Here is a 6,841-nt window from a genome sequence, read left to right on the forward strand (position 1 = left end):
GTTGGGGCGGGGGTGTGGGGGGGGGGGGGGGTGGGGGGGGGGCCCCCCGGCGGCCCCCCCCCCCGGCCCCGGGGCGGCGGCGGGGTTTACCCTCCTCGCCCCGCCGCGGGGGGGCCGCCCGGGGCCCCCCCCCCGGACCCCGGGGGCGGCCCATTTTACCTCCTCGGGGGGGCACCCCCAGCCCCCACCCTCGGGGGTTCTGTGTCACCGGCGTCGGCTCAGCCGAAGCGACCGGAGATGTAGTCCTCCGTGGCCTGGACCGACGGGTTGGAGAAGATCCGCTCCGTGTCGTCGATCTCGATCAGCCGACCCGGCTGGCCCACGGCCGCCAGGTTGAAGAAGGCCGTGCGGTCGGAGACACGCGCCGCCTGCTGCATGTTGTGCGTCACGATGACGATCGTGAAGCGCTCCTTCAGCTCGCCGATCAGATCCTCGATGGCGAGGGTGGAGATCGGGTCGAGGGCCGAGCAGGGCTCGTCCATGAGCAGCACCTTCGGCTCCACCGCGATCGCGCGGGCGATGCACAGACGCTGCTGCTGACCACCGGACAGCCCCGAGCCGGGCTTGTTCAGCCGGTCCTTGACCTCGTTCCAGAGGTTCGCGCCCCTGAGTGACTTCTCGACGATGTCACCGAGCTGGCTCTTCTTGAAGTTGCCGTTCAGGCGCAGACCCGCCGCCACGTTGTCGAAGATCGACATCGTGGGGAAGGGGTTGGGGCGCTGGAACACCATGCCCACCTCGCGGCGGACCGACACCGGGTCGACGCCGACGCCGTACAGGTCCTCGTCGTCGAGCAGCACCTTGCCCTCGACGCGGCCCCCCGGGGTGACCTCGTGCATACGGTTCAGCGTGCGCAGGAACGTCGACTTGCCGCAGCCGGAGGGGCCGATGAACGCGGTCACCGAGCGCGGCTCGACCGTCATCGAGATGTCTTCGATCGCCTTGTGGGAGCCGTAGTAGGCGGTGAGTCCGCTTACGTCGATTCGCTTGGCCATGTCTACTTCACTTCCAGAAATCAGTCGCTGAGGGCCCCGCCCGGCGGAGCCGGAAATCGTCGCCTTAGCGACCGGTCTTCGGGGCCTTCCAGCGCGCGATCGCGCGGGCCGCAAGGTTGAGGATCATCACGAAGGCGATCAGCGTCAGCGAGGCCGCCCAGGCCCGGTCGTACGCCGCACCGGAACCCGCGCTGTTCGCGAACTGCTGGTAGATGTACAGCGGCAGCGAGGCCTGCGCACCCTCGAACGGGTTCGTGTTGATGAACGGGTTGCCGAACACCAGCAGCAGCACGGGCGCGGTCTCACCGGCGATGCGGGCGACCGCCAGCATGATGCCGGTGGTGATGCCGCCGATGGAGGTCGGCAGGACCACCTTCAGGATCGTGCGCCACTTCGGGACGCCGAGCGCGAGGGACGCCTCGCGCAGCTCGTTCGGTACGAGCTTGAGCATCTCCTCGGTGGAGCGGACCACGACCGGCATCATCAGGATGGCCAGGGCAAGGGAGCCTGCGAAGCCGAAGGGCTGCATGTCCCACATCAGCATCAGGCTGAGGATGAACAGACCGGCGACGATCGACGGGATACCGGTCATCACGTCGACGAAGAAGGTGACGGCCTTGGCCAGGCCCCCGCGTCCGTACTCGACCAGGTAGATCGCGGTGAGCACACCGATCGGGGCGCCGATCAGGGTGGCCAGACCGACCTGCTCCAGGCTGCCGATGATGGCGTGGTAGATGCCACCGCCGGTCTCGGTGTCGGCGACCACACCCATGGAGTGGGTCAGGAAGTAGACGTCCAGGACCTTGATGCCGCGCGCGACGGTCACCCAGATCAGGGAGACCAGCGGGATGACGGCGAGGACGAAGGCGACCCAGACGAGGCTGGTCGCGATGCGGTCCTTGGCCTGGCGGCGGCCCTCGACGCGCGCGGCGATGCCGTACGTACCGAGGACGAAGAGCAGCCCGGCGATGAGGCCCCACTGGATCTTGCTGTTCAGGCCGGCCGCGAGGCCGATGCCGACCCCGAGGGCGATCGAGCCGCCCGCGATCGCCCACGGCGACCACTTCGGGAGGCTGGCGCCGCGCAGCGTGCTGGGGCGCGAGTCCGTGACGACGGCTGCGTTGCTCATGCGTTGGCCCCCGAGTACTCGGCGCGGCGGGCGATGATCAGGCGGGCCGCGCCGTTGACCAGCAGCGTGATGACGAACAGGACCAGACCGGAGGCGATGAGCGCGTCGCGGCCGAACTGCGTCGCCTCGCTGAACTTGCTGGCGATGTTCTGGGCGAAGGTGCCGCCGCCCGGGTTGAGCAGGCTGGCGTGGATGATGAAGTCCGGGGAGAGCACCGTGGCGACGGCCATCGTCTCGCCGAGCGCGCGGCCGAGGCCGAGCATCGAGGCGGAGATCACGCCGGAGCGGCCGAAGGGCAGCACCGACATGCGGATGACCTCCCAGCGCGTGGCGCCGAGGGCCAGGGCCGCCTCCTCGTGCATCTGCGGAACCTGGCGGAAGACCTCGCGGCTCACGTTGGTGATGATCGGCAGGATCATGATCGCGAGCAGGATGCCGACCGTGAGCATCGAGCGCGGGGCGCCCTCGTCCCAGGAGAAGAGGCCGGTCCAGCCGAAGTAGTCGTTGAGCCAGCCGAAGAGGCCGGTCATGTGCGGTACGAGGATCAGCGCGCCCCACAGGCCGTACACGATGGACGGCACCGCGGCGAGCAGGTCGATCACGTAGGCGACGGGGCCGGCCAGCTTGCGCGGCGCGTAGTGCGTGATGAACAGCGCGATCGCGACCGCGATCGGCACCGCGATGAGCATGGCGATGACCGAGGAGACGATCGTGCCGAAGGCCAGCACGGCGATGCCGAAGACCGGCGGCTGGAGGTTCGTGTTCCACTCGGAGGCGGTGAGGAAGTTCCCGTGGTCCTTGCTGATGGCGAGGGAGGCACGGTAGGCGAGGAAGACCGCGATGGCGGCCATGATCACCAACAGGAAGATGCCCGACCCCCGGGAGAGACCGAGGAAGATCCGGTCACCGGGTCGGGTGGCGCCACGGGCGGAGCGCTTCCGCGCGGCCGTGGTCGGCTGTGGAGTGGGGGGAGGAGCGTCTTTCGTGTTCTTTGTCGATATGTCCATCGGGTTCTCCGGTCTGCGGAGCCGTGTGTGTACGGCTCCTGGCGGCGGTGCACCGGACGGTGCGGGTCCGGCCCCGGTGTCCCGGGACCGGACCGCACACTCAGGTCAGCTCAGGCCCTCGATGGTGGTGCGGACCTTGGCGATGATGTCGTCGGGAACCGGGGCGTAGTCGATTCCCGACAGGACCTTCTGGCCGTCCTCGCTCGCGATGTAGCGCAGGAACGCCTTGGTCGCGGGGAGGGTGTCGGCCTTGTTGCCCTTGTCGCAGACGATCTCGTAGGTGACCAGGGTGATCGGGTACGCGCCCTCGGCCTTGGTCTTGTAGTCCAGCTGGAGCGACAGGTCCTTGCCCGTGCCGATCACCTTCGCGGCGGCGATGTCCGCGGTGGCGCTCTCGGTGCTGGGCGCGACCGGCTTGCTGGCACCGGTGTCGATGGAGACGGCCTTGATGCCGTCGGTGACGTAGGACAGCTCGAAGTAGCCGATGGCACCCGCGGTCTGCTTGACCTGCTGGGCCACACCCGCGGACTGCGGGGCGGCTTGGCCGCCCTGGGCCTGCCAGGCCTTGCCGCCGGAGTACTTCCAGTTGGCCGGGGTGGTGGCGATGAGGTACTTGGTGAAGTTGTCCGTGGTACCGGACTCGTCCGAGCGGTGGAACGCCTGGATCTTGAGGTCGGGAAGCTTCGCGCCGGGGTTCAGCTTCTTGATCGCCGGGTCGTTCCAGTTCTTGATCTTGCTGTTGAAGATCTTGGCGAGGGTCGGCGCGTCCAGGACCAGGTTGTCGACACCCGGGACGTTGTAGCCGAGGGCGATCGGGCCGCCGACCATCGGGAGGTCGATGCCCTGGCCGCCGGAGCAGACCTTCTTGGAGGCGGCGACCTCTTCGGGCTTCAGCGCCGAGTCGGAACCGGCGAAGGCGATCTGCCCCTGGTTGAACGCGGTGACACCCGCGCCCGAGCCGCCGCCCTTGTAGTTGATCTGCACGCCACAGGCCTGGGAGAACTCCTTCACCCACGCGTCGATCGCGTTCTTCTGCGCGGAGGAGCCGTCGGCGAGCAGCTGCCCCTTGGCGTTGTCGCACTTGATCGAGCTGGCGCTCGTCGAGGACGAGGAGCCGTCGCTGGCCTTCTTGCCGGTGTCGTCGGAGCCGCACGCCGTCAGGGCCAGGGCGCCGGAGACGGCGACAGCACCGAGGGAAAGGGCGCGCAGCCGGTTCTTGCGCTGAAGCTTCACTTTCGGGAGTTCCTTCCAGGAGCCGCCACCGTCGGCGGCGTGCGAGGTCGTCGTGGCACGCGAGCGCCGTCAGGGCCGCACTCCGCACCGTGTACGGCCGAAATTAGGCAGAACAGGTGAAGCCGCCGATGGCCATAAGTGAACGGGGGGTGAACCCCTGCCATCGGCCCGGTGAGGTCACGGAATGCTCACGGGGAGGGCACATCCCGGTTCCGACGGCCGGGTTGCGTACGGTGGTCCACGCGGCAGCCGGGCTCGGCAGGGGCTCTGCGGGGCGCACGAGCATTCGAAGCCGGTGGAACCCTCGGTCCCGCGGCTTCGTCTCGTTCCACGAAAGCCGACGAAAGGCACGGGCATGGAACGGCGTACGTTCATCTCAGGCGGTGCGGCCGCACTGGCGACGGCTGCGGTGACCGGGTGCAGCGGGGGCGGCTCGGCTGCCGGCCCCTCGTCCGGCAGAGCCAATGTATCCGATATGGCCAATAAGTCCACATCGTCCGATTCGTCGCTGAAGACCACCAGCGCCGCGGCCGCCGCCAACTGGGCGGCCCTCGCCCGCGACCTGGACGGCCCCCTGGTCCGCCCCGGGGACGCCTCCTGGACCAGCGCCCACCAGCTGTACAACACCCGCTTCGACGGCCTGAAGCCCGCGGCGGTCGCCTATGTCTCCCACGCGGACGACATCCGTACGACGCTCGACTACGCCCGCGCCCACGGCATCCACGTGGCGATACGCAACGGCGGCCACTCCTACGCGGGGTGGTCCTCCGGCAACGGCCGCCTGATAGTCGACGTCTCGAAGCTGAACCGAATACGCGTGAGCGGGGGCCACGCGGTGGTCGGTGCCGGCTCCAAGCTGATCGACGTCTACCGCGCGCTCGCCGCGAAGGGCGTGACGATCCCGGCGGGCTCCTGCCCCACGGTCGGTGTCTCCGGCCTGGTCCTCGGCGGCGGCCACGGAGTCGTCTCGCGCGCCTACGGCCTCACCTGCGACAGCCTGACCCAGGCCACCCTGATCACGGCGGACGGCAAGCAGCTCACCGCGAACGCCACCACGAACAAGGACCTCTTCTGGGCCCTGCGCGGCGCCGGCAACGGAAACTTCGGCGTCGTCACCGAGCTGCAGTTCAAGACCCACCCCGCGCCCCAGGCCGTCACCGCCTATCTCACCTGGCCGTGGGCGAAGGCCGCGGCGGTGATCAAGGCCTGGCAGGAGTGGGGTCCGGACCAGCCCGACGAGATCTGGTCCGCGCTGCACCTGGCGAACTCGGCGGGTGGCACCCCCACGGTCTCGGTGGCCGCGTTCTCCCTGGGCACCTACGGCGAACTCCAGAACGCGGTGGACCGCCTGGCGCACATGGCCGGCGCCAACGCGACGAGCGTGTCACTGCGCCGCCGGGGCTACGAGGAGGCCATGGAGATATACGCGGGCTGCTCCTCCTTCTCCTCGCAGGCCCAGTGTCACCTGCCGGGGCCGACCCCCGGCCGCTCCCCGCACGGAGCGCTGGGCAGGGAGACGTACGCGGCGCGCTCGGACTTCTTCGACCGCTCCATCTCGGCGGCCGGCATCCAGACGCTCCTGAAGCAGATGCAGACGGTCCGGGGCGGCTCGGGCAGCATCGCCCTCACGGCCCTCGGCGGCGCGGTCAACCGGGTCTCCCCGACGGCGACCGCCTTCGTCCACCGCCGCTCACGCATGCTGGCCCAGTACATCGCCTCCTGGCGCACGGGCACCTCGGGGAGCACGGCCCAGAGCTGGCTGACGGCGGCCCACGGCGCGATGAAGCCGTACGCCTCAGGTGCGGCGTACCAGAACTACACGGACCCGACGCTCACGGACTGGCGGAAGGCGTACTACGGGGACGCGGCGGCGCGACTGAAGCAGGTCAAGGCGGAGTACGACCCGAACCGCTTCTTCACCTACCCGCAGGGCCTGTAGCCGTTTCTTCACCAGCCGTCGCCCTGCTCCGGCGTCCCTAGGCCGCCAGGTCCCGCTCCTCGGACGCCACCGGCGTCCGGGCCTCCGGGACCATGGCGTCGCCGCCGCCGGCCGGGGAGCGCCGCCGGATCAGCCGGCCCGCCCGGGGCGAGCGCTCGACCGCCTTCATCACCGGGGTGAGCAGGGCCATGGCCAGTGGCGACAGCAGCAGCACGACGGCGGTGCCGAGCGCGAACCCGCCGACGACATCGGTGGGGTAGTGCACCCCCATGTACACCCGGCAGAAGCCCTCGAGCAGCGCGAGACCGATTCCCGCGATCCCGAACCTGCGGTTGGCGACGAACAGGCCGACTCCGAGGGCCATGGTGATCGTGGCGTGGTCGCTCACGAAGGAGTAGTCGGTCTTGCCGGAGACCAGCACCGCCAGGCCCTGGTGATCGTGGACGGGCCGGGGCCGTTCGACGAACCCGCGGATGGGCACGTTGACGAGCACGGCGATGGCGGCGGCGAGGGGGGGCGGGACGCCGAGGCGGGCGCG

6 protein-coding genes are annotated in these 6,841 nt (G+C 69.7%); 1 reads left to right on the top strand and 5 read right to left on the bottom strand.

Annotation, left to right across the window (positions count from 1 at the left end; all coding sequences use genetic code 11):
• Nucleotides 1–218: 218 nt before the first annotated feature.
• The 4 genes from pstB to pstS form a co-directional block, all read right to left on the bottom strand.
• Nucleotides 219–995 (bottom strand): phosphate ABC transporter ATP-binding protein PstB, encoded by a 777-nt coding sequence (gene pstB, locus ACFW2E_RS38090; protein WP_384473991.1) that lies wholly within the window; start codon nt 993–995, stop codon nt 219–221.
• A gap of 64 nt (nt 996–1,059) precedes the next feature.
• Entirely contained in the window at nt 1,060–2,124 is a 1,065-nt protein-coding gene (gene pstA, locus ACFW2E_RS38095; RefSeq protein WP_384473994.1) for a phosphate ABC transporter permease PstA, read from the bottom strand.
• Complete coding sequence (gene pstC / locus ACFW2E_RS38100) at nt 2,121–3,131, bottom strand: phosphate ABC transporter permease subunit PstC (RefSeq protein ID WP_384473997.1); 1,011 nt, start codon at nt 3,129–3,131, stop codon at nt 2,121–2,123. The genes pstA and pstC overlap by 4 nt, the downstream gene beginning before the upstream one ends.
• Before the next feature lie 105 nt (nt 3,132–3,236).
• Entirely contained in the window at nt 3,237–4,364 is a 1,128-nt protein-coding gene (pstS, locus tag ACFW2E_RS38105) for a phosphate ABC transporter substrate-binding protein PstS (RefSeq protein WP_384474000.1), read from the bottom strand.
• A gap of 355 nt (nt 4,365–4,719) precedes the next feature.
• Here pstS and ACFW2E_RS38110 point away from each other — a divergent pair, with 355 nt between their 5' ends.
• The gene (locus ACFW2E_RS38110) at nt 4,720–6,303 is read left to right on the top strand and encodes an FAD-binding oxidoreductase (protein ID WP_384474003.1); all 1,584 of its coding nucleotides are present in this window, start codon (nt 4,720–4,722) and stop codon (nt 6,301–6,303) included.
• 37 nt (nt 6,304–6,340) lie between these two features.
• Here the strand turns inward: ACFW2E_RS38110 and ACFW2E_RS38115 are convergent.
• On the bottom strand, nt 6,341–6,841 hold a 501-nt coding region (locus tag ACFW2E_RS38115), incomplete at its 5' end, for a phosphatase PAP2 family protein (RefSeq protein ID WP_384474006.1).

This window comes from Streptomyces sp. NPDC058964, from assembly GCF_042741275.1.
GTDB lineage: Bacteria > Actinomycetota > Actinomycetes > Streptomycetales > Streptomycetaceae > Streptomyces.